The sequence below is a fragment of the Vibrio sp. 1CM24A genome (assembly GCF_023161725.1).
In the GTDB taxonomy this organism is placed as follows: Bacteria; Pseudomonadota; Gammaproteobacteria; order Enterobacterales; family Vibrionaceae; genus Vibrio; species Vibrio coralliirubri.
Map to the genome: position 1 here is coordinate 174,806 of NZ_JALNTS010000001.1, position 18,690 is coordinate 193,495.

Sequence of the window (18,690 nt, forward strand, 5' to 3'; positions counted from 1 at the left end):
CGAAATAAATTAATATTAGTTGTTGGTGCAAAATAAGTGTCGACTCATTGCATGCTATAAACAAATTAATGCGAGTCATTTTATAAATACTGAATATTTTAGGTGTTAAATTGGCGCTGTTACCTACAGTTGTTTTGCGAAGAGATTTAAGTGGCGAGGAAAGTCCCATTTAAATTAAACATCTTGAAACAACAACTTAAGGGATAGCTAACATGCACCTAAATCAAGGAAGAGTGGCCAAGAAGGTTTTTACACTCAGTACGCTCACCGCGTCATGCTTAATGGCGTTCAACAGCTATGCGGCTGTGGATTGCTCAACGTTAGAAACGTGGGACTCTGCCACTGTATACACAGGTGGTGATCAGGTTTCACATGACGGCAGTGCTTATACGGCAAATTACTGGAATCAAAATAACAACCCAAGCCAATTTGAAGGCGACTACGCACAATGGAAGAAAGTCGATGTGTGTAGCGGCGACGGAGGTGGCGGTACGCCGAATGAAGTGCCAACAGCTTCATTAACGGCACCCTCTGCTTCTGACGTGATCACTGAAGGCGATAATGTTGTATTGAGTGCAACAGCATTAGATTCTGATGGCAGTGTGGCTTCGGTTGAGTTCTTTGTTGATGGCGCATCTGTTGCGTTAGTCACAGCGGCACCTTTCGAAGCGACTTGGGCTGCAACGTCGGGTAATCATCAGGTTTCTGTTGTTGCAACGGATAATGAAGGCGCAGCAAGTGTTGCAAGTGCGGTTTCTGTCTCTGTTGATTCAGCACAACCAGGGAATGAAGCGCCGACAGTTTCAGTTGCACTTTCAGTGACATCTGTTGATGTTGGTGGTGTAGTCACACTGACAGCAACGGCAGCAGATAGCGATGGCACGGTTGATAAGGTTGATTTCTACGTAGCGGGTGCTCTTGTGGGTACAGCAGCAACGAGCCCTTACACGTTAGATTACACAACGACTCAAGCGGGTTCTTTAGCGGTTTACGCAAAAGCAACAGACGACCAAGGTGCGACTGCAGATTCTGCGTTGGCATCGTTGACTGTGAATGGCGCTCCAACAGTGAGCACATGTCGCCCTGATGGCTTATATCAAACTCAAGGTGTCGATGTTCCTTACTGTACGATTTACGATGATGAAGGTCGTGAGAAAATGGGCGCGGATCACCCACGTCGTGTTATTGGTTACTTCACAAGTTGGCGTGCAGGGGATGACCCACAAGCGGCTTACTTAGTAAATGACATCCCTTGGGAACAACTCACACACATTAACTACGCTTTTGTGAGCATCGGCTCAGATGGCAAAGTAAACGTCGGTGATGTGAATGATCCTGAAAACGCAGCGGTTGGCAAAGAGTGGCCGGGTGTGGAAGTTGATCCTGCATTAGGCTTCAAAGGTCACTTTGGTGCATTAGCGACAGCGAAGAAAAAACATGGCGTGAAAACGCTAATCTCAATCGGTGGTTGGGCAGAAACCGGTGGTCACTTCGCGACTGACGGCAGTCGAGTGGCTGATGGTGGTTTTTACACAATGACAACCAATGCCGATGGCTCTATCAATCATCAAGGTATCGAAACATTCGCCACTTCCGCGGTTGAAATGTTGCGTAAATACCAGTTCGATGGTCTGGATATCGATTACGAATACCCAACCTCAATGGCAGGTGCCGGTAATCCATACGACAAAGACTTCATGGAGCCGCGTCGTCAATACCTATGGGCTTCGTACCAAGTGTTGATGAAAGTGCTACGTGAGAAGCTTGATGCAGCCTCTGCGCAAGATGGCAATCACTACATGTTAACGATCGCGGCGCCTTCTTCTGGTTACCTGTTACGCGGTATGGAAACATTCGATGTAACCAAGTACCTCGATTACGTGAACATCATGTCTTACGACCTTCACGGTGCGTGGAACGATCATGTTGGTCATAACGCAGCCTTGTTTGATACAGGTAAAGATTCAGAGCTAGCGCAGTGGAACGTATACGGTACTGCGGCTTACGGTGGTATTGGTTATCTGAACACGGATTGGGCTTACCATTACTTCCGTGGTTCTATGCCAGCAGGCCGTATTAACATCGGTGTGCCTTACTACACGCGTGGTTGGCAAGGCGTAACGGGTGGTGAGAATGGTCTTTGGGGCCGAGCAGCACTGCCAAACCAATCTGAATGTTCAGCAGGTACAGGTGAAGGTGAGAAGAATAACTGTGGCCATGGCGCTATTGGTATCGACAACATGTGGCACGATACCGATCCAAAAGGTAACGAAATGGGCGCGGGTTCTAACCCAATGTGGCACGCGAAGAACCTAGAGAAAGGTATTTGGGGTTCTTATGCTGACGCTTACAAGCTTGATCCAGTGAATGATCCTTCAGATGTTCTAACGGGCACTTACACGAGAAACTACGACAGCGTGGCGGTTGCGCCTTGGTTGTGGAACGCAGAGAAGGGCGTATTCCTTTCAACAGAAGATAAACAGTCTATCGACGTGAAAGCGGACTACGTTATCGACAAAGAGATTGGCGGCATCATGTTCTGGGAACTAGCAGGGGATTATAACTGTTATGTACTCGATGCGAATGGCAACCGAACCTCTATCGATACGACTGAGCAAGCGTGTAATAGTGGTAACGGTGAGTTCCACATGGGTAACACCATGACTAAAGCTATCTACGATAAGTTTAAGTCTGCGACTCCATACGGAAACAAGGTAGCGACGGGTGCTATCCCAACAGAAGCGCTAGATATCGCGGTATCGGTTGGTGGCTTCAAAGTCGGTGACCAAAACTACCCAATCAACCCTAAGATCACGTTCACGAACAACACAGGGCAAGCTCTTCCGGGTGGAACTGAGTTCCAATTCGATATTCCTGTGTCTGCGCCTGATAACGCGAAAGATCAATCGGGTGGTGGTTTGACCGTGATTGCTTCAGGTCATACTCGTGCGGATAACATCGGTGGGTTAGATGGAACCATGCACCGAGTGGCATTTACTTTACCTACATGGGAAGAGCTTCCAGCTGGTGGTGTGTATGAGCTAGACATGGTGTATTACTTGCCAATTTCTGGCCCTGCTAACTACGCGGTGAATGTCGGTGGCGTTGATTACGCGTTTAGCTTTGAGCAGCCAGATCTACCATTAGGTGATATCAGTTCAGGTGGCGGTAACCCTGGCGATGGTGGCACCAACCCAGGTACATGTGATACAGCAGGTTTAGCGGTTTACCCAGACTTACCTCAGAAAGATTGGGCGGGTAACCCAAGCCACGCAAACACAGGCGACCAAGTGGTTCATAACGGTAGTGTTTATCAAGCAAACTGGTGGACAAGTTCTGAACCGGGTAGCGACGGTAGCTGGACTCAAGTTTGTTCTTAATTTAATGCTAAGTAATCTCTTTATAGACAATAGAGCGTAGTAATAGGTAATAAATGCGAATGCTTTTAGGTCTATTTATCAGGATGTTAGTATAAATTAAGTCATCAATTTAAACGTAAAATTAAAACGCCGAACTGAATCCAGTTCGGCGTTTTTGTCATAAGTCACAGATTGCGTATAGAAACCCTTGAAAATATCGACACTCGTTCAGTAAAAAATAAAAACATGATATAAAACAGTCTGTATATAAGAGAAGTCACAGCGTTACCTGAAATTATAAATCTACGGGGTAATCTTGAAAGTCAGACGTAAATACATTCTTAATTTTTCAATTGCGCTCGCCGTCGTGTCGATGATTCTTTCTGCCTTTCAATTTAATCGAACTGAAAGGTCATTGTTGGAATCTAACCAACTGTTTTTTCGTACGATTGTGAACGCGAGTTACGATATTGTCGACACCACAGTGAATGAGGCGATAAAGACATATCTTAAAGGAATTACGGATACCGTTGCGTCTCATGTATGGCATACCACGCCAGAACAAGAAGTTGAACAGGTAAGCCAAATTGCCCGTGAATTGCATATTGGACAATCGGGTTATATCTATTTGATGTCACCCCAAGGCGTCCACCTTTATCATCCATTCTTGCAAGGTCAGAAGCGCGGACATCTTACTCATATCCAAAAACAGCTCACTATTGACTCTGGCATGATCGAGTACTTTCACGCTAATCCTCATGAAATAAGCCGTAGAGCCAAAGTCGCTTATTCGATGAGGCTCCCGAGTGGCAACACTTTGGTTGCGACGACCTATAAAGAAGAACTGATGTATTTGGTCGATCTTGAAGGTTTAAAAAACAAACTTAGAAAGTACGCGTTTGGTGATAGCGGATATGTATACATTGTCGATCTGCAAGGTAACTTAGTGCTTCATCCGGATTATGAACATAAATCATTGAAATCCTTAATAGGCTACTCGTCTGAACTGCTTATTGATCGAATCGCCACCAAACCAGAAGGTCAATTCAGTTACTCGATTTCCAGTGATAGTGGCACGACCAACAAAAAAATCTTCTATAAGTTTTACCCTTATCTTAATTGGGTCATTTCTGCAGGTATCTTAGAGCAAGAGCTTAATCGAAACCATAGCCTGTTGTTTATTAGTTTGATGGCTTTGGTTGTAAGTTTGTTGAGCATTATTGTCGTGTTGGTTCTTTACCTGCGGCATCGTCATCTCAAAATCTTGGATGTGGCAAGCCTAGATTACCTTACTGGGCTTCCTAGTCGACGGAGTTTTATCGAGCAGCTAAAACTGAAAATTACTCAGAATTCACCTTATCCGATAACGAATGTCGGCGTCATCTTGCTTGATATTGACCATTTCAAACGGGTCAACGATCAATATGGTCACGCTCAAGGCGATCGAGTTATCTGTGCGGTCGCAAAGTCACTTAAGAGATTTGTTAACCGTCGTCGTTTGATTGCACGCTATGGCGGTGAAGAGTTTATTTTGGTGACGTTTGATTGTGATGAACATGAGTTATTCGAATTATCAGAGGCGTTACGGCTATGTGTTGAGCAACTTCAAGGCTTAGTGTCGCCAGTAACAATCAGCGCTGGTTGTTGCCATGCTCAAGCACTGACTGACATTGAAACCGCTATCGATAAAGCCGACAAAGCGCTTTATCAAGCAAAAGAAAGCGGACGTAACAACACTCAAGCGTATCGAGAGAACGAATATCACGTTGCTTACATGTGATCGGTTGAAAGCCTCATTGAATTGAAAAGTTTTGTTCACACAAATCGAGCTCTTGAGAACGACAAACACAAAAAAGCCCAAATAGATCGCTCTATTTGGGCTTTTTCAGAATTATTTGAAAGGCTAATCGCTAATTTAAGCTTTCGCTGCTTTCATCGCTTCCGTTTTTTTTTCCTTTTGCATTTTTGCAAGGAAGTAGATGTTTACACAAGCGATAAAGCCGTTGGTGGCTGCAACTGGCCATGCGTCAATCATGATGCCGTATGCTGTGAAGAGTGCACAGCCAATAAAGTTAAGGACACGCAGACGAACGATATCTTTCATTGTTAATGAAATTGCGACCATAATAGACGCAGCGTAACCTAAAATTTCAACCATATTGAATTCCATTGTTTGACCCTCTTAAATTTGCCGATACTTTGTCGGTACCAATTCTTCTCTTCATGAGATGATTGAGGAAGCTCCGTGCCTCGAATGGTCTGGTTTTGTTTAACGGGGTGAACTATACCAACTCTGTTTTTGTGATTAAACCCCCAAAACGGACAGAAGTGAAGGTTAGCGATTACGCAAACGTTTAATGACCTTTCTATTAACATAATTACTATTTATGTTGGAGGTTGAATTGATAGTTATTCTTATATAGGTAAGGAAGCCTCGAATGATAAAACGATCCATTTGTGCAACAAAAAGCATAAAAAAAGTAGTACTGTTGGCTTTGATGGCTATTGGGGTGATTGCATGCACTTCGCAAGAAATACCACCCACACACAATTATGGTGTGGTCACTAGCGGTGACTTTGATTTCATGAAACACGGCGTGATGACGTACTCCTGGCACCCTGAGTCAGAAAAGGTTTACCTTTCTCAAAAATATGATGAAACCGTGGTGACCGACTTAGTGCGGGACTCGATTCAAGAACAACTCTCAAGTAAAGGTTACCAGTTAAAGCAGAATGGTGTCGGCGATGTTGTTGTAGGCTTTGGATTAGCGGAAGAATCGGAACTGAACGATGAGTCTATCTTCGATGCGATTAAGCTATCTACTGGTGTGCCATTTTACGATGGTGAAGGTAAAGTCGCGGAGAAAGGATCGTTGTACATTGCGTTTTTCGTACCTAACTCAGAGGTCGTACAATGGCAAGCATTAGCACAATCTGGCATCCAACCTGATTTAGATCCAAGCGAGAGCAAACAGCGCATTACCGGCTTTGTTGAAATGTTATTTAGACGCATTCCTGAGCGATAGCATTAGGCGTTGAATGCATTCGTGGAGTAAATATTAGTTGTTGAAAATATGGTCAGATCGCAGATTATACTTTTTTATTTGTAACGAATGGTACAAATACGTAAAGCAACGTAAAGTTCGCGCTTCTTTTGCTAGCATTTGTCTATACTGCTCAAAACGTTAACTTAGGTTTGATTCAATGAAACTGTTTTCCAAATACTCTCTCCCTCTATTAAGTATATTCATTGTAAGTAACGCCGCGATGGTAAGTAATGCAGCTATCGCAGCACCTTCTATAGTACCAAGCCCACCTAGCCTAGGCGCAAAAGGGTATGTGTTAATTGATTTTAATTCTGGTGATGTGCTGGTAGAAAAAAACGCACACACGAAGTTAAACCCAGCGAGCTTGACCAAACTGATGACCAGCTATGTGGCAGGTCAAGAGATGAAGCGAGGCAACATCTCTGCTGATGATCAGGTACGAATCAGCGAAAATGCGTGGGCGAAGAACTTCCCAGACTCTTCAAAAATGTTCATCGAAGTAAATACCGATGTAGCAATGATGGACCTTTATCGTGGTTTGATTATTCAATCCGGTAATGATGCTAGTGTTGCGATTGCAGAGCATGTTGCAGGCTCACAAGATGCATTCGTTGACCTGATGAACTCTTGGGCGACCTCTCTGAAGCTAGAAAATACCCATTTTGCCAATGCACATGGTCTAGATGCTGACGATCTCTATTCGACTCCTTATGATATCGCGTTACTCGGTCGTGCCATTATTCGTGATTTACCGGATGTGTATGGCTTATACAGCGAGCGCTCTTTCAGTTACAACGGAATCACACAGCATAACCGTAATGGCTTGTTGCGTGATAGAAGCTTAACCGTTGATGGCATGAAAACGGGTTACACCTCTGGTGCTGGCTACAGTTTGGCGAGTTCAGCGACACAAGGTGAGATGAGACTTATCGCGGTTGTGATGGGCGCATCAAGCGTTAAGAGCCGTGAATCAGACAGCAAACAGCTGTTGAGCTACGGTTTCCGTTTCTTCGATACACTAAACCCGCACAAAGGCGGCGATCAAGTAGCTGAAGAGAAGGTATGGTTTGGTGAACAAGACACATTAAAACTAGGTGTTGCAGAAGATACGTTCATCACGTTGCCTAAGTCGGACAGTAAAAAGCTGACTGCATCTATCGAGCTTAACTCTGAACTGAAAGCGCCAATTGCAGAAGGTCAAACTCTAGGTGTGGTTCATTACACTGTTGATGGTGAAGATGTTCAAACTCAGCCTTTGATCGCGCTTGAAGCGGTTGAACAGGGCGGTTTGTTCAAACGTTTAATGGACTACGTTAAGCTGTTCTTCGCGAGCCTATTCTAGACAGAGCTTGTGGCGATAAGCCGCGCTGAAAAGTCGAAATATTATGGGCGTTGTGAGTGAATCACAGCGCCCATTGTTATTTCTACATCAATGAAAACCCCGCGCCGCACTATCTTTATTAGCCGTAGCGGGCTGTTTCGATTACTATACGCAAAATTTAGCAGTGTAGTCACTTATGACGATAGAGATAAAGAACGTAACCGAACCCGAAGTAACCTGTGCCAATTGTCAGGCATGCTGTTGTCGTTTAGAAGTTATGATCATCACAGATACGGGCGTACCTGAAGAGCACATCGCTTATGATGAATGGGGCGGTGAAACCATGAAGCGCTTAGATGACGGTTGGTGCTCTGCGGTAGATAGAGAAACACTGATGTGTACTATCTACGAAAACCGACCATGGATTTGTCGTGAGTTCGAAATGGGCTCTTATGAATGCGTTGATCAGCGCAAGGATGTAATGGGCTAAGAATTTATTTTAGCTATCGATCTCAGTTGAGCTCTAGCTGTTCTTAGAGCTTTAACTATTTCTTGAACTCAAATAATCCGCAAGAAAATCGATAAACACTCGGATTCTTTGGGGCAAATAGTCGCTCGCATGATACACCGCGTACATTGGTAGCTGGTCGTTACTCCAATCTGCCAATAACCGTGTTAATTCCCCTTTCTCAACAAATTCCTTACCCATCCAATTCGGCAAAGCAACAATACCTAAACCTTGACGAGACATCTTAAGCAGCATTTCTGGGCTGTCTGAAGTGAATATTTGATTTACTCTGATACTGCTGGCTTTGTGGCTCTTGTCGGTAAAACGCCACTCATTCGTAGGCGTCATCAGTGAGTAGGTTAAGCAGTGGTGTTTGCTCAGTTGTTGTGGCTGTTGCGGTGCTCCGTGTTTCTCTAGGTATGCGGGTGATGCGAAGTAGTGAACTTTGTTATTAAACAGCAAGCGCGCTTTTAGGCCTGAGTCTTTCAGCTGTGATGCGCGGATGGCGACATCAATATTGTGTTCATTGAGATTAACGATACGGTCGTCAACACTGAGATTAATCCGTATCCCCGGGTGTTGTTCAATGAATGCTTGAAGCGGTTCACTGAGTAACATGGTTGAAAAGGCACTAGGAGCGGATATTTTCAATTCACCTTCTACAGACTCGGTTTCTCGCTTGAGCTGACTTTCTATTGCGGACATTTCTTCTAGGAAGCGGACACAATAAGTGAGGTAGTCTTTACCTGCATGGGTTAGGGATATTTTGCGACTGTTTCGCTGAAACAACGTCATTCCTAAATCACTTTCTAACCACGCAATCTTTTTACTGACGGCACTTTGTGTCATGTCGAGTTTATTGGCAGTAGCAGTAAAACTGTTCAGCTGTGCAGTTTCCACGAAGATACGAATACACTCAATTTTATCCATTCTACTTGCCTTATGTCTGCTATCTAAACTCAATCATTCCAAATTGGAATCTTAACTATCATAAAATTAGCATTTATCGTTCGATTTATGAATGATTAAATAATCCCATTGACGTTAATAACTCTTAAGAAAGGTGACAATATGATTTCAGTGGTGAGTGTATTACTGGTGGTGTTCTTTTTATTGGCAAGCTCAATTAAGACACTTGCTTGGCAGAGTAAAGTGTTTGAAATCCAACTTAGTTTTTTTAAAAGCTATGGATTAAACCGAGTGATCATGTTTCTAGTTGGCATGGTTGAGTTTTCGGGAGCCGTATTGTTGCTCTGTGCTTTGGTTGGTTTAGCACCTGAACATACGCAACTGATGGGAGGTTTGATATTAGCGAGTACTTCACTAGGGGCGATTTACTTTCATTTGAGATTCGATACGTGGAAGGATGGTATTCCCGCTATGGTGACTCTGTTGGGTTCTGGTTTCTTGGTCATTGCATCGTACTAAGTGTATTCGACATGTAGCGATAGCAATGGGGGCAAAGGAAATAAGAGTAGGGCACGAAGCCCTACCAAATGGAAACGGTTTAGAACTCAGAAGGCACTTCAAACTCAATCCATTCACCGGTTGTCGGGTGAATCAACTTTAAGTAGCCAGCGTGCAGGTGTAAGCGCTCGCGTTTGTATCCGTATAAGTCGTCACCACGAATAGGCACGCCAAGCCCTAATGGAGAAGCACAGTGCACTCGCAGCTGGTGGGTTCGCCCTGTTTTAGGGTACAAGTGAACCTTGGTTTTGCCATTATTAGTGCTCACCGCCTGCCAGTAGGTTTCTGCATTTCGGCCGTGTTGGTGACAAACCAGTTGTCTTGGTCGGTCTGTGATGTCGCCGCGTAAAGGAAGGCTGATATCGCCAGATTCGCCCGTTATCTCACCATCTAACAAAGCGGTGTAGCGCTTCTCTACGGTTCTATCAATGAACTGCTTCTGAATGTGCTTGTTTGACTCTGCCGTGAGCGCCAAGATCAACAAACCTGACGTCGACATATCCAATCTATGAATAATCAAAGGGCCGGTCGCATCTGGGTAACGCGCTTTTATGCGAGTATAAACAGAATCTTCAATGAACTTACCGGGAACCGACAAGAACTCTTCAGGCTTATTGACGACCACGATCTCGTCGTCTTCATAAACAATATCAAAAGACTTGCCTACAGCAGGGTTCACGATAAGTGGGTTATCTTCTAGTTCAATACCACTCAGCTGGTGGTCGAGGATCTCAAAGCTTTTACTCTGACAAACCGGGTAGAGGTTTCCGTGTTGTCGAATGATATCTGTAGGCGGTAATCCCCACCAAAACTCAGATAATGCTAGCGGCTTAAACCCGTGTTCAAAGGCGAAGTTAAGCAGCTTAGGTAGGCAGCAGTCACCAGAGCCTTCAAGTGCGTCTTTACCATCGAGCAACTCCAGTAAACTCTTAGATTGCTTGGCTTGATTGATAAAGCGATAGTGAGAGAGGCGTTGAGTTTCCAACTGTTCTGATATTGCTTGGTGATCTTGCTTACGGTTTTTCAGTTCGCTTTCAATCAAATCAACGTGTGATTGGCGCTCTGCGATCTTCTGTTTCCACTCAATACGAAGTGCTTTTAGGTCACGTTTCTCTTGGCTACTTTGATTACCCAGTTGTTTGAGCAAGTTTGCCGCTGACTCTAGATTCCCTAATGCTTTTTCTTGGTTTGCTTGCTCTCTGAGTTCGCTACGTTGGGCTTTGTTCGCGGCCATTGCTAACTGAAAGGCTTCGATAGCTTGTGCTGATTCGACTTTTAACCCTTCAAGCTCGGCCAATAATGCGTCTAGATTGTGCGACTGTTGCAGCTTTTCAATGTCGTCCGCGAGTTGCAACTGTCGAGCAAGGTTCGCACTGTTCTGAGATTGAAACTTTTCTGAATCGAAGGCTGGTGGAACAAAGTGAATGTTGTTTAACTGAGAGACCAAAGCCGGATCTAACTGCAAGCCTGAAAACGCAGAAAGGTAGCCTAACTCTTGTGTTGTTGGATTCTGCACAAGAAGCACAGCGTAGAGATTACCTTGCGAGGTTTCATTCACACCACCGTCGATAAGTGACTGTTGAAGCTGCAACATAGCGAGTTCACACACAGGGTGCGGCGTATAGTAATACGGGAACGTAAAGCGTGTCGGTAGCTCTAAATCGACATTCGTGTTTGTTAGGTGCAGAGGTGTGTATTGAGCGAGGTTTGCTGGCATTAAAATCAAACTCTATGGCTGTTCAGTTAGAGTTCGGTATTGTTGTCGAAATGAAGACAAATGAGAAGCCAAAGCAGAAGATAAATCGGCTTTGGCTTCATTTAGTTTCTTGTGTTTACCCTAGCAAGCACGTGTTTGAGTGAAACTCGATCAGTTCGAGTGTTCTAGCTCTACTTGCTCAGCTTTTTTGTAAGCAGGGTGGCTTGTTAAAAGTTCACCGTATTTAGCGATGTTTGGGTAGAGCGCAGTTGCACCAAAGTTCCCAACGATTTCTACGATGAAAGACATCATAAAATCTGCACCTGTTAGTGTGTCTGCAACCAAGTAGGTTTTACCTTCAAGTGCATCATTCACGTAAGTTAAGATCTTTTGGTTTTCATCGTCTGCATAACCGCCTAGGAAGTTAGTTTCACAGCCGTCTTTCATCACAAAGATCTTAAGCAACATTGGTAAAATACCTGAACTCTCAGCGAAGTGAAGCCATTGCGAATACTCGACGTAGTCTGCGGTGCCGCGTGTAGGTGCGAACTTACCCTGACCGTATTTGTCGATTAGGTATTCCGTGATAGCACCAGATTCAGTGATCACGACGCCATCGTCTTCAATGACAGGAGATTTACCCAATGGGTGAATGGATTTGAGTTCTGGTGGTGCAAGAAAAGTGACACTGTCTCGTTGGTAGGGTTTGATTTGGTAATCTACCCCAAGCTCTTCCAATAGCCAGATGATGCGCTTTGAGCGCGACTTGTTCAGGTGATGCAAAGTAATCATGATTCTACCTAGTTAACGGGTTCAGTTTATTGAATTTATTTAACTTAGTTCGTTTTGATAACAAGCTTACCGAAGTTCTGACCTTCCAATAGGCCCATGAATGCTTGTGGCGCATTCTCTAGACCTTCAACCAGGTGCTCACGATAGTGCATCTTGCCTTGAGATAGCCATTCTGTCATTTGAACAGCAAACTCGTTGTAGCGGTGTGCGTAGTCATCAAAGATGATGAAACCTTGCATCTTAATTCGTTTAACCAACAGCATACCCATCAGGCTAGACATACGATCTGGTCCTTCAGGCAGTGAAGTCGCATTGTATTGAGAGATAAGGCCACACACAGGAATACGAGCACCTGTGTTAAGCAGAGGCATTACTGCATCGAATACTTTGCCACCAACGTTTTCAAAGTAAACGTCGATGCCGTTGTCACACGCTTTAGCCAATTGCTCCGCGAAGTCGTCAGCTTTGTGGTCGATACATTCATCAAAGCCAAGAACCTCTTTTGCGTATTGGCACTTCTCTTGACCGCCTGCAACGCCGATAACACGACAGCCTTTTAGTTTGCCGATTTGTCCAACGGTTGCGCCTACAGCACCTGTTGCTGCTGCAACGACTAGCGTGTCACCTTCTTTAGGTTGGCCGATATCAAGCAAGCCCATGTAAGCGGTAAAACCAGGCATACCCATGATGCCAAGCGCGTAAGAAGGGTGTGTTGGTTCTTTACCTAGTTTGATTAGGCCTTCACCGTTAGACACACCAAGATCTTGCCAACCTGTGTAAGCCAGTACCCATTCGCCAACTTCGTAATCAGTGTGGTTTGATTCTTCAACCTGACATACGGTTGCTCCTACCATCACTTCATCAATTGCAACAGGGTCTGCGTAAGATTTAGCATCGCTCATACGACCACGCATGTATGGGTCTAGAGAAAGGTAAACTGAGCGAAGTAACATCTCGCCGTCTTTGATGCTTGGCGCAGCTACTGTCTCTAAACGGAAGTTGTCTTGAGTCGGTGCGCCAACTGGGCGAGAAGCCAATACGATGCGGCGATTGTCTTGTTGAGTCATTGGATATCCTTAATTTATGTTTTATATATTTAGAATTAGACCAGTCGTCTAGTCTTGCTATCTAAAAATCCCGCCGTCATCAAATTGATAAGAGGGCGGGTGATTTCTTTTAAGTTAAAGCCAATAAAGCGCGCTGCGCGTTACTAGCTTTCACCTTTTAAAATGCGTTCGGTAAGGCTCAAAGCCGACTGTAAGCTATGAGAACTTTGGCTCAGCTTGCTCAATAAGCTCGCGCCTAACCACATTGAGTATAGGTTCTGAGCGGCTTCTTGGCTGTCTTCAACCTTTATAGATCCATCTTCGATACCGCCGACAATGCACTGTTCGATGGTATTCGTCACTTTTTCTGCACCCTTTAATAGCGCTTGGCGCATAGGATCAGAAAGATCAGAAACTTCCGCACTGAGTTTAACAACCAAGCATTTATGAGCATTACAGGTGCCGTTTTCGGTCTTCGCCCATAGCGAGAAATAGCTCAAGATTCGCTGATAATGATTACCTTCACCGTGTACTAAAATTGCTTCAATCTTAGTGATGTAGTTTTCAAAATAGTGCTGAATTAACGCCTCGCCAAATTGCTCTTTAGATTTAAAGTAGTGGTAAAACGACCCTTTCGGCACGTCCGCTTCTTTAAGCAATTGCGATAGGCCAACGCCGTTAAAGCCGTTGTTTACTATTAGTTGATAGCCAACATCTAAAACATGCAGGCGTGTGTCATTCGTTTTTTCGTTCATGGGCGGTACTATAAGTTAAATTAGACCAGTCGTCTAGTGGTCGGTTTTCGAGGTTATATTTGGTCGTTGTTAAAGTAGCTAAGTAGCTAAGTAGCTAAATAGCCAAAGTGCTTTCAAATGTTCAGATATAAAAAAGCCCCAACATGGTGTGCATATTGGGGCTTAAATCAGAAGCTTATTTATAGCGATTCGATTATTGGATAGAGATTAACTCAACATCAAAAATTAGAGTCGATGATGGTGGGATAGGGCCTGAACCGCCTTTACCATAAGCTAGAGTGCTTGGAATGAATAGACGAACTTTTTGGCCTTCAACCATGTAAGTCAAACCTTCTTGCCAGCCTTTGATTACTTGCTTAAGAGCAAATGAGATTGGCTCGCCACGCTCAACAGAGCTGTCGAAAACAGTGCCGTCGATCAGCGTACCGTGGTAGTGAACTGTTACTTTGCTGTTCTTTGTTGGGTGCTCTGTGCCTGTACCTTCTTCAAGAACAAGGTATTGAAGACCGCTTTCAGTCGTAATCACGCCTTCTTTAGTGCCGTTTTCAATTAGAAATTGTTGGCCTTGTTCGAAGTTTTCTCCGCCAGACTTATGATTCGTCCAAGTACGGTAAATCATGAAACCCGCCAAAAGAAAGACAATGACCGGGATGACAAATTTAGACATAGTAAAACCTATTTATATTGAGTGCTGAATTTCGTAGTTAATACAAAATGTGTTAATCAGTTGACTAAAGCCGTGATTATGGTTGAGTCAAAAGGTAGTTGATCGTTTTTGCAATGCCAGCAACGTCTTGGTGACCTGCTGTTAGTACTTGGTATTTACCGTTGATGATAAAAGTTGGTACTGAGTTGATCTGACCTTTTACTGAGATCTCTTCTGCTTTTTTAACGTAGTCAAAAAGAGCGACTTGCTGTTCTTTGTTCAGCTGGTATGGGCTAACCAAACCACGAGAAGTAAACGCTGTCTCTAGTGCTTGTTGACGCTGCTCTGGTGTTGCATCTGCACCCATTTGAACCGCACCAAATAGGTCATCCATGAACGCGTGGTCAGGCGTCGCATCAAGCTGCATCACTGCTGTGTAGTAGATCATTGCGCTGATTTGAGCGCTTTCGTTGAACGTCACGTGCATCTTGCCAATCGTTTGGTCTGTTAGAGATTCAATCTCTGGGATGGCACTTTCCATTTGACGGCAGTGACCACAGTTAAGAGAGAAGATTTCAGTGATCGGAGACAAGTTAAATTCTGTTAGAGCAGTTGGAAGCGCTTCGTATTGAACGCCTTTTTGTGGCTCGTCTGTTTCACTACAACCCGCGATAATAAGTACGGCAGCAAGTGCTGTGATGAATTTAGTAAATGGTTTAAACATAATGTTTGCTCTAGCGTTGAGAAGTCGTGAGATTCTAACTATTTAGTACGAATTGGAAAACAATTATAAGGTAAATAAATGCAAACAGTTCGAACTAGCGGCTGAAGACAGGCTAGTAGACGGTTAACTGTGATCAACAGCACTTTTTTGGGTTCTGCTTTCTTTTCGTCTAAAGTTTTTCCCTCGGTGCCGATATAGACATTAGTGAATGGTTTATCTGCATGAGTGGTTGGTGAAGTAATGAGATATTTAGCGATAATGTTGAGCATAGCTTTGGCTGGGTGTGAAGCCACGTCACCAACTGACTTACTTGGCGGTGACATGCTAGAAACTGCACCACAAACCGATTACGACTTGATGCATCCTGAATGGGGTGTAGTTCAAACGACTCATGTAGCAAGCAATCGTGGCTACTCGATTCAGAGTAGCACTCATCAACAAAGAACCATCACGACTAACTACGGACGTGGCGTGTCGACTAACGATCCACTGGAAGTCTTTTTAAGACAAAACCGTATCGATTTTGAAGTGTTGCCGGGCAACCATGTGATGGTAAAGCTTGAGCAGCACGTGAACTTTAAAACAGGTTCAGCATTCCCTGAGCCAGCGTATAATCAATGGCTAGATACACTAGGCAGCTACCTTGCTCAACGCCAAGATATTGATGTGGTGATTGAAGGGCATACCGATAACACGGGCACAGATCGAATTAATGATCCGCTTTCAGAGCAGCGAGCAAAAGAAGTGAAGGCTCGATTAGAGAGTAACTATGTGTCGAGTCGTTCTATTTATACTCGTGGATTTGGCGAATACGTACCAGCTTGCACCAACGCTTCAGCCCAAGGCAAGGCGTGTAACCGCCGTGTTGAATTGATGCTGATTGTAGCGAAGTAGTGGTTTGAACTTTCGCTCCCAATTTGAAGCGATTAACGCCAAATAACAGACATAAAAAATCCCTCACATTAGAGGGATTTTTTGTATCTAGATTTTGTCGCTTTATTGCTTATGCAAACTGCTTTTCTAAGTAAGTTACGATATCTGAAGATTCGTACATCCACTCAGTTTTGCCGTCTTTTTCGATACGTAGACAAGGCACTTTCACACGACCGCCGCCAGCTTCAAGCTCAGCACGGTGTTGTTCGTTGTTTTTTGCATCACGAAGTTCAAATTGAACCGACTGACGTTTCATCGCGCGGCGCACTTTCACACAAAATGGGCACGCTTCGAATTGGTATAACGTGTGCGTTTTTGCCTGCTCATTCACTTTGCTTTGTTCTTCTTGAGAACGCTTCACACCACGTGGGCTGAAAACAAAATTCAATAACAAGATGACACGACCTAAGAACCAACGGATAAACTTCATAACTCTCTCTACATATTTAAAATTAGCGTTACAATTTGCAGCATTATATACACAAGTTTTGTCAGATGCTCGCAACAAACCGCTAATATCTATTTTGTCCGTTCGATCGTGTGAGACTTAGCCACATTTAGCCCTAAACGCTTAGACAGTCGAGTCAGATTTGCTCGGTCTGTTTTCAGAACTCGCCCTGCCTGTGCCCAGTTAAAGTTGGCATCTTCCAACACCTCAGTAATGATACTGCGTTGAAAATCGTCCGTTGCACCACGTAGCCCTGCAGAAAGGTCGATCGTTGGTGTCGATAACGGTGTGTTCTTCACCTGTGTCGTCGCAATAGGTTGATCTTGGTCTAGAGGACCACAATCTTCTTTGGTGATTGTCACCAGGTTTTTATTGGTGCTACGCGCTAACGCTTTCAATGCGGAACGACTGATCACGTGCTCAAGTTCACGCACGTTACCCGGCCAACCATAACGGTTTAGGAAAGAAAGAACGTCGGAGCGGAACTTAACTTGGTTGATACCAAGCTTACGACGCGCTTGTTCTAAGAAGAAACCCGCCAATAAGCTGATGTCGTCACCACGATCTTTCAGTGCAGGCACCGCGATAGGATACACACTCAGTCGGTGATACAAATCGGCTCTGAATCGACCGTCTTCAACTTCTTGTTTTAGATCTCGGTTTGTCGCTGCCAATACTCGCACATCAATAGTTTGAATGTTGTCTTGACCAACAGGTTGAATTTCGTTGTTTTGTAGGGCGCGTAGAAGTTTACTTTGCGCAGCTAAAGGCAATTCACCAATCTCATCAAGGAACAATGTGCCACCATCGGCTAAAGCAAATTTACCTAAGCGGTTTTTGTCTGCGCCAGTGAACGCGCCACGAACGTGACCAAACAGTTCACTCTCTACTAAGTTTTCAGGAATTGCAGCACAGTTTACGTAGACGAGTGGGTTACGTTTACGTTGAGATTGGTGGTGCAGGGTACGAGCCACAAGCTCTTTACCAACCCCGGTGTCACCATGAATCAGGATGTTGAATTCAGACGGCGCGACAACGGCGATGTCGTTCTTAAGCGCGACCATGGTGTCACTGTTACCAATCAACTCACCGCCGTCACGTTCCCACGCTTCTACGTTCAACTCTTCGAGTAATTGCTTTGACTGTTTTGCTTGATGTTCAAGTTGCGAGAAGGTCAGTGCCATCTGCATGGTTGAGGCTGCAATAGCCGCCAGCACTTCAAGGTTACGCGCCGGAATATTCGCGAAGACATCAGGTTTCAAGCTGTCTAGAGTCAGAATGCCTAAGAGCTTATCGCCAAATAGCAAAGGCAAGCCCATACAAGCATGCATTGGTAAATCGCCATCATGGTCAATAAGCAAACCATCGAAAGGATCGGGTAGGGAGCTGTCAGCATCGAAACGAACAGGAGAGCGAGACGCGCAGATCTCTTCAAATCGTGGGTGTTCTGAAATGATAAAGCGACGACCGAATGTATCTCGGCTGAGCCCTTGCATTGCGATAGGTACTAGCGTGTCGCCTTGAAGACTTAAAAGCGCGACACAATCACACGTTATGGTTTTGCGAATGGCATCGATCAGGCGATTGAAACGATCTTGATCGTTGACACCACTTGCGAGGCCAATGGTCATTTCCATGAGGGTAGATGCGGAGATATCTTGCATAAAAAACTCTAACTGTGTGTGTTTATAAACATAATAGAGTCTTATTGACTTAAAAAAAAGGTCTTTTTGACATTTTTATAAGATGAGTTTTGAGAAGAAAACCAGTAATGACGGGGATTGATAAAGTTGGCACTGATTGTGCAAAAGATACAGCGAAGCCCAATTATAGCGCTGATTAAACAGACTATTCTTGATCTCAATCAATCAGGTGGCATTAATCAGGTTTCGCGATTTTTTGAAATGAAAACGAGTCAAAATAACTCAGTTTCTAAAAATAACTAAGA

Annotated in this window: 17 protein-coding genes; 7 read left to right on the top strand and 10 right to left on the bottom strand. The window is 44.3% G+C overall.

Features of this window, described 5'->3' with window-relative positions; genetic code table 11:
- Positions 1–212 precede the first annotated feature (212 nt).
- Positions 213–3,380 carry a glycosyl hydrolase family 18 protein gene (locus MSG38_RS00715; RefSeq protein ID WP_248400744.1) on the top strand — a complete coding sequence of 1,056 codons (3,168 nt, stop codon included), beginning with the start codon at positions 213–215 and terminating at the stop codon, positions 3,378–3,380.
- A 295-nt stretch (positions 3,381–3,675) separates the two neighbouring features.
- On the top strand, positions 3,676–5,139 hold the full coding sequence (locus tag MSG38_RS00720) for a sensor domain-containing diguanylate cyclase (protein WP_248400745.1): 1,464 nt from the start codon (positions 3,676–3,678) through the stop codon (positions 5,137–5,139).
- 135 nt (positions 5,140–5,274) lie between these two features.
- On the opposite strand, the gene MSG38_RS00725 is transcribed toward MSG38_RS00720, so the two are convergent.
- Entirely contained in the window at positions 5,275–5,529 is a 255-nt protein-coding gene (locus MSG38_RS00725) for a YgjV family protein (RefSeq protein ID WP_017068159.1), read from the bottom strand.
- A gap of 268 nt (positions 5,530–5,797) precedes the next feature.
- Between MSG38_RS00725 and MSG38_RS00730 the strand changes: the two genes are divergently transcribed.
- The 3 genes from MSG38_RS00730 to MSG38_RS00740 all read left to right on the top strand — a co-directional run bounded on the left by MSG38_RS00730 (position 5,798) and on the right by MSG38_RS00740 (position 8,217).
- A complete protein-coding gene (locus MSG38_RS00730) occupies positions 5,798–6,385 on the top strand; it encodes a DUF4136 domain-containing protein (protein ID WP_248400746.1) in 588 nt (195 codons plus the stop codon).
- A 178-nt stretch (positions 6,386–6,563) separates the two neighbouring features.
- Positions 6,564–7,748 carry a D-alanyl-D-alanine carboxypeptidase family protein gene (locus MSG38_RS00735; RefSeq protein ID WP_048606313.1) on the top strand — a complete coding sequence of 395 codons (1,185 nt, stop codon included), beginning with the start codon at positions 6,564–6,566 and terminating at the stop codon, positions 7,746–7,748.
- Between the two features lie 175 nt (positions 7,749–7,923).
- On the top strand, positions 7,924–8,217 hold the full coding sequence (locus tag MSG38_RS00740) for a YkgJ family cysteine cluster protein (RefSeq protein ID WP_081090056.1): 294 nt from the start codon (positions 7,924–7,926) through the stop codon (positions 8,215–8,217).
- Between the two features lie 51 nt (positions 8,218–8,268).
- Here MSG38_RS00740 and MSG38_RS00745 read toward each other — a convergent pair whose 3' ends face one another.
- A complete protein-coding gene (locus tag MSG38_RS00745; RefSeq protein WP_248400747.1) occupies positions 8,269–9,165 on the bottom strand; it encodes a LysR family transcriptional regulator in 897 nt (298 codons plus the stop codon).
- 117 nt (positions 9,166–9,282) lie between these two features.
- Between MSG38_RS00745 and MSG38_RS00750 the strand changes: the two genes are divergently transcribed.
- Positions 9,283–9,663 (top strand): DoxX family protein, encoded by a 381-nt coding sequence (locus tag MSG38_RS00750; RefSeq protein ID WP_048613424.1) that lies wholly within the window; start codon positions 9,283–9,285, stop codon positions 9,661–9,663.
- Between the two features lie 79 nt (positions 9,664–9,742).
- Here MSG38_RS00750 and MSG38_RS00755 read toward each other — a convergent pair whose 3' ends face one another.
- From MSG38_RS00755 to MSG38_RS00780, 6 genes are all read right to left on the bottom strand, one after another.
- Positions 9,743–11,419: an RluA family pseudouridine synthase gene (locus MSG38_RS00755; protein WP_248400748.1), complete on the bottom strand. Its 1,677-nt coding sequence runs from the start codon at positions 11,417–11,419 to the stop codon at positions 9,743–9,745.
- A 150-nt stretch (positions 11,420–11,569) separates the two neighbouring features.
- The gene (locus MSG38_RS00760) at positions 11,570–12,190 is read right to left on the bottom strand and encodes a glutathione S-transferase (protein ID WP_048606327.1); all 621 of its coding nucleotides are present in this window, start codon (positions 12,188–12,190) and stop codon (positions 11,570–11,572) included.
- A gap of 44 nt (positions 12,191–12,234) precedes the next feature.
- Positions 12,235–13,257: an NADP-dependent oxidoreductase gene (locus MSG38_RS00765; protein ID WP_248400749.1), complete on the bottom strand. Its 1,023-nt coding sequence runs from the start codon at positions 13,255–13,257 to the stop codon at positions 12,235–12,237.
- A gap of 143 nt (positions 13,258–13,400) precedes the next feature.
- Positions 13,401–13,991 carry a TetR/AcrR family transcriptional regulator gene (locus tag MSG38_RS00770; RefSeq protein WP_050654287.1) on the bottom strand — a complete coding sequence of 197 codons (591 nt, stop codon included), beginning with the start codon at positions 13,989–13,991 and terminating at the stop codon, positions 13,401–13,403.
- A gap of 193 nt (positions 13,992–14,184) precedes the next feature.
- Positions 14,185–14,658, bottom strand: a complete 474-nt coding sequence (locus MSG38_RS00775; protein ID WP_086775967.1) for an FKBP-type peptidyl-prolyl cis-trans isomerase — start codon at positions 14,656–14,658, stop codon at positions 14,185–14,187.
- Positions 14,659–14,734: 76 nt separating this feature from the next.
- A complete protein-coding gene (locus MSG38_RS00780) occupies positions 14,735–15,361 on the bottom strand; it encodes a thioredoxin domain-containing protein (protein ID WP_004731367.1) in 627 nt (208 codons plus the stop codon).
- 258 nt (positions 15,362–15,619) lie between these two features.
- Here MSG38_RS00780 and MSG38_RS00785 point away from each other — a divergent pair, with 258 nt between their 5' ends.
- Positions 15,620–16,255, top strand: coding sequence for an OmpA family protein (locus tag MSG38_RS00785; RefSeq protein WP_017631828.1), 636 nt, complete (start codon positions 15,620–15,622; stop codon positions 16,253–16,255).
- 109 nt (positions 16,256–16,364) lie between these two features.
- On the opposite strand, the gene MSG38_RS00790 is transcribed toward MSG38_RS00785, so the two are convergent.
- Positions 16,365–16,724: a glutaredoxin gene (locus MSG38_RS00790; RefSeq protein WP_017062638.1), complete on the bottom strand. Its 360-nt coding sequence runs from the start codon at positions 16,722–16,724 to the stop codon at positions 16,365–16,367.
- 89 nt (positions 16,725–16,813) lie between these two features.
- Positions 16,814–18,406: a nitric oxide reductase transcriptional regulator NorR gene (norR, locus tag MSG38_RS00795; protein WP_017072223.1), complete on the bottom strand. Its 1,593-nt coding sequence runs from the start codon at positions 18,404–18,406 to the stop codon at positions 16,814–16,816.
- Positions 18,407–18,690: the final 284 nt, after the last annotated feature.

Excerpts from the sequence above, each read along its gene's own strand:
- MSG38_RS00755 (WP_248400748.1), bottom strand. The coding sequence starts at position 11,419 with ATGCCAGCAAACCTCGCTCAATACACACCTCTGCACCTAACAAACACG.
- MSG38_RS00725 (WP_017068159.1), bottom strand. The coding sequence starts at position 5,529 with ATGGAATTCAATATGGTTGAAATTTTAGGTTACGCTGCGTCTATTATG.
- MSG38_RS00760 (WP_048606327.1), bottom strand. The coding sequence starts at position 12,190 with ATGATTACTTTGCATCACCTGAACAAGTCGCGCTCAAAGCGCATCATC.
- MSG38_RS00790 (WP_017062638.1), bottom strand. The coding sequence starts at position 16,724 with ATGAAGTTTATCCGTTGGTTCTTAGGTCGTGTCATCTTGTTATTGAAT.
- norR (WP_017072223.1), bottom strand. The coding sequence starts at position 18,406 with ATGCAAGATATCTCCGCATCTACCCTCATGGAAATGACCATTGGCCTC.
- MSG38_RS00780 (WP_004731367.1), bottom strand. The coding sequence starts at position 15,361 with ATGTTTAAACCATTTACTAAATTCATCACAGCACTTGCTGCCGTACTT.
- MSG38_RS00745 (WP_248400747.1), bottom strand. The coding sequence starts at position 9,165 with ATGGATAAAATTGAGTGTATTCGTATCTTCGTGGAAACTGCACAGCTG.
- MSG38_RS00785 (WP_017631828.1), top strand. The coding sequence starts at position 15,620 with ATGTTGAGCATAGCTTTGGCTGGGTGTGAAGCCACGTCACCAACTGAC.
- MSG38_RS00775 (WP_086775967.1), bottom strand. The coding sequence starts at position 14,658 with ATGTCTAAATTTGTCATCCCGGTCATTGTCTTTCTTTTGGCGGGTTTC.
- MSG38_RS00715 (WP_248400744.1), top strand. The coding sequence starts at position 213 with ATGCACCTAAATCAAGGAAGAGTGGCCAAGAAGGTTTTTACACTCAGT.
- MSG38_RS00770 (WP_050654287.1), bottom strand. The coding sequence starts at position 13,991 with ATGAACGAAAAAACGAATGACACACGCCTGCATGTTTTAGATGTTGGC.
- MSG38_RS00735 (WP_048606313.1), top strand. The coding sequence starts at position 6,564 with ATGAAACTGTTTTCCAAATACTCTCTCCCTCTATTAAGTATATTCATT.
- MSG38_RS00765 (WP_248400749.1), bottom strand. The coding sequence starts at position 13,257 with ATGACTCAACAAGACAATCGCCGCATCGTATTGGCTTCTCGCCCAGTT.
- MSG38_RS00740 (WP_081090056.1), top strand. The coding sequence starts at position 7,924 with ATGACGATAGAGATAAAGAACGTAACCGAACCCGAAGTAACCTGTGCC.
- MSG38_RS00730 (WP_248400746.1), top strand. The coding sequence starts at position 5,798 with ATGATAAAACGATCCATTTGTGCAACAAAAAGCATAAAAAAAGTAGTA.